This window comes from Actinomycetota bacterium (assembly GCA_041658565.1).
Classification (GTDB): Bacteria; Actinomycetota; AC-67; order AC-67; family AC-67; genus JBAZZY01.
Window position 1 is genome coordinate 1 of sequence record JBAZZY010000066.1, and the last position, 3,463, is coordinate 3,463.

At 62.0% G+C, this 3,463-nt stretch carries 1 protein-coding gene; it reads left to right on the top strand.

From position 1 onward, the window contains the following. On the top strand, positions 1-3,463 hold a 3,463-nt coding region (locus WDA27_14870; protein ID MFA5892205.1), incomplete at both ends, for a hypothetical protein.

Genomic DNA, 3,463 nt, shown 5'->3' on the forward strand with positions numbered 1-3,463 from the left:
AGCCGCAACGTCAGCACTTACAATCCGCTCACGGGCGACCTCATCGTCAAGCGCAACGTCACGATCCCGCTCCCCAGCTTCTTGTGGAACAACCCGACACTCCACCTCGACTTTGCCTACCGCGACATGAGCCCAATCACGAACGCCACCGTCATCCTCCACACGCCCAACGTTTCGATCTTCCGAAACATCAGTATTGACGTGACCGAGTCACAGAACGGTACCCTCGTGCCCCTCGTCGCGAACGTGTCCCGCGTGCAAAGCGAGCTGGATGCCATCACGGCCCAACTCGCGATCATCCAGACTCTGAAAGACCAGATCGGTGGCATCCTCGGTCAAGCCAATGCGCCGCCAATTGGCGCATTGGGCGACCAGTTTGCCCGCATCCAGACTGATCTCCAGACGCGCAAGGGCGAACTCGAAGCCCTCACCAACGCAACGAGTATTGCTTCAAGCGTGGCGAGTCCCCAGTTGACGAACGTCATCCAGAGTCTCGTGAGCCGCCTCGACCACCAGCACGACGCCACGAACCAATCTGGCAACACGACGTTCCCCAACCTCTTTAGTGGCTCGTACGAGCTCTACGAGCCCTACCCCTACCCCATCCTGAGCAACCTGAACCACGAATACGACTACGCTTCGCCTGGCCAAGGCGGCCTCGAAGGCCCCCTCTTCGACGTGGACGAGACCATCAACCGCAACGCCCGGCGCGCCATCAACAACTTCCCCGTCCACGTCAGCGCTGACAACGTGAATACGACGAACGAGGACGCGCCGCCCATGCCAGACGTGCCCGCAAGCTGCCTCGGAACGGACGCATGCGACTATTTGCCCTTCTTCGAGATCGACGGTGGACGGCTTGGTCCATACCACCAGTTCGACTTGGCACTCAATGGTCCCGACCTGTTGGGAGTGGCCTGCGAAGTCCTGCGCGACTTGGCCAGCAAGACCCACACGCCACTATCGTACCCAGGCTGTGACGCACCCCTCATTCCCCACGACTCGTTGGAAGCCTCGCGCGAACTCGTCCAGTTTGCCGAGTGCATGCTGGGCTTGCCCTACGTCACGCTTCCCAAGGAGCACGAAGTGGCGTGTGGCGAATTCGCCAAGCTCGCCGCGCGAGCGCGAGAAGAATGCACGCATGACGCTGCGATCGCCTCGTGCTTGGACAAAGGGAACTACGACGCCGTCCAAGTGAGCCTCGAAAGCCTCCTCCAAGCGCTCCTCAGCCAAGGCGCGAGCACGCGCGTGCTCGTGCCCTTCGTGCACAGCAGCGCACGCGTTCTCGCCCAAGACCCCGCAAGCATGGGCTTCACGGAGGACAAACTCCTGGGCCCCACCAGGGAAACCAACCCACTCTCCACCAAGACGGACCAGGAACTCAAGAACGACATCCGCGCCGTCCTGGACCGCATCGCGGGCCTCGTCAACGGCACCATCACCCTCACGCCCCCGCCCCGAGAGACGACGGAGAACCGAACCCAAGTCCAAGGAATCCTCCACCACGCGACCGACAAGATCAGTGGCCTCGACTGGTACCACTGGAGCCTCGACGCACGACCCACAGTCGGAGACCCCACCACACAACTCCAGAAAGTGAAGGACATGCCAGTGAATCAGACTGACAAGGATCTGCTTCAGCGCTTTGCGGCAAACCCGATTCTGAGCAAGTCTGAGCAGGCGGCTGCGATCATGAGTGGCCGAACGCTCGGCATCGCGGGCATTCGTGATCGCTTGCGCGAGGGTTGGCTTCCCAACGGCACCCTCACTCCCGAGGGCCTCAACCTCAGCGCCGAAGGCCCCACCAGCATGATCCAGATCAACGCTTCCGCCGTTTGCGAGCTCGAAGCTCTCCGCGCCAGCGTCACGGCACCCTACATCAGGGACTGCGAAGCCATCGCGAACGAGGTCCACCGTCCCAACCTCTACGGTCCAGCCGGCGTCGATAGCGTCCAATTCACAAACGCCCTCCTCGAACAACTCCACCAACATCCAGAACAGGAGTGGAACAACACCATCACTGGCCCTGCCGTCTCGCGCGGCATCCTCCAAACCGCTACCGCGGTCTCGCTGATGGGTTTGAACGAGTCGTGGAACCGCACGACGGACGCCATCCTCATGAACGCATCCGGCACCAGCCTCGCCCTAGGCGTCCTCGCATACAGCACGCCAGTTCCCACCCAAGAGTTCATCCAGTACCGCATTGACGCGGAGATCCTCGCCAAGAACACGGGCCTCCTCCTCGTCACCACGACGAGCCCGCTCATCGCCGAGACGATCGTGGGCGCGTTGGCCACGCTCAACGTCTCGGACGTGACGGCGATCGACAAGGTCACGTGGGGAAGCGCGGCGGACGTGTCCGATTGGAACGTGGGGGACACGAGCCAATGGGCCAACAAGGACCCGCAAGCCGAACAACAGTTGGGCCTCGTCGAGAGCGCGGCCACGCGTGTGACGAGCACGCTCCAACAAGCCATCGAGGCACTCGGAGGCGACTCGCCCTACTTGCGCGTGGACGCGATCGGGCTTCCGGTTGGCATCGAAGAGAAGGCAGGCAGGGGCGGCACGCCCGTGGCGGGTTGTCAAGCGTGCGCGCGAGGCCTCGTGACCGTGCGGCCCGACTCGTTCTACAATTATTCGCGCGCGCACGAAATGGACACCAAGGACAACCCGGCGAGCACGCTGTACGCCCTCATCGTCTATTTCCCCACGATTCCCCAAAGCCAGAACTTGGCCTTGGAGGAGAAGCTCGTGCTGCGAAACGTAAGCATCCAACTCACGACGTACGTAGGCCTCGCCAACGAGGGGGGCCGCGACTCGCACGAGTTCAACGTGAGCTTGCCAATCAGGACGAGGGCCAACGTGGAGGAGTGGAACATGCTCTACGCCGCCCCAGATCAGCATCTTGGGGACTTGAGCGTGAACTTCAGCATGGGGTCCCAATCCTACGATCCCACGCCGAGCGACCTATTGCGGTCTTACCCCACCTCTCAGACGTTCAGCTGGTGCGCGGAGTCGGTCGCGCCAGGCTACCCCGTCGCCCCGCCACTCAACTTCATCAAGGGCGCGAGACTCGTTCCCGCCGCGAGCGGCTTCATGTACAAAGCGTCCGAGAACACATGCATCACGGACGCGGTCGTAGCCCTCAAGCCCAAACACGTCACAACGCAGGTGCCATTCAAGAACTGGACGACGAGCACGCCAAGCAAGAAGATGACGGACGCCCTCCAGTACGTGTACAACGTGAACGGCGGTGTCCTCTCCGAGTCGTTCACCAAGTCCGCAATCGAGAAGAGAGCGTGGACTTGCAACCTCTTGTGCGACCTTGACGAAGTGTCCCTCGTTGGAGATCCCACCGGCATTCTTGACCCAACTGGGGGCTTGGCGCAAGAGGCGATCGGCGAGGCGAAAGCTGGCCTCCAAGACGCTTATGGCGAGGCCACGACGAGCCTCAGGGACGTCA